This window comes from Halalkalibacter oceani, assembly GCF_023715705.1.
Classification (GTDB): Bacteria; Bacillota; Bacilli; order Bacillales; family Bacillaceae_D; genus Halalkalibacter; species Halalkalibacter oceani_A.
This window is the reverse complement of the sequence record NZ_JAMBOS010000087.1, coordinates 1-458: the sequence shown is the minus strand read 5'-3', so window position 1 is coordinate 458 and position 458 is coordinate 1. Positions and strand designations below refer to the sequence as shown.

General features: G+C 66.2%; 1 protein-coding gene. It reads right to left on the bottom strand.

The annotated features are described in order from the left end of the window. Positions 1–458 (bottom strand): GMC family oxidoreductase N-terminal domain-containing protein (locus M3212_RS21765; protein WP_251195989.1); only part of this gene is annotated, 458 nt, incomplete at both ends.

Below are 458 nucleotides of genomic sequence, written 5' to 3'. Positions count from 1 at the left end.
GGTTCTGGTACGCGAAATTGCGGCCGACCACGCCGTCGCCCGAGATCGGGTCGTACGGCTTGCCGATGCCCGACAGCAGCAGCAGGTGCACGTTGTGATACTGGAACGCGGCCACGATCACGAGATCGGCCGGCTGGTGCACTTCACGCCCGGCCGGATCGACGTAGGTGACGCCGGTCGCGCGCTTCTTCGTGTCGTCGAGGTCGACGCGCAGCACGTGGCACTTCGAGCGCAGCTCGAAGTTCGGCGCCTGCTTCAGCGCCGGCAGGATGTTCAGGTTCGGCGACGCCTTCGAATACATGTAGCACGCGTAGCCGCTGCAGTAGCCGCAGAAGTTGCACGGGCCCATCTGCACGCCGTACGGGTTCGTGTACGGGCCCGACGTGTTCGCCGACGGCAGCCGGTACGGATGCAGGCCGAGCGAGTGCGCGGCATCGAAGAAGCGCTGCGCCGAATAC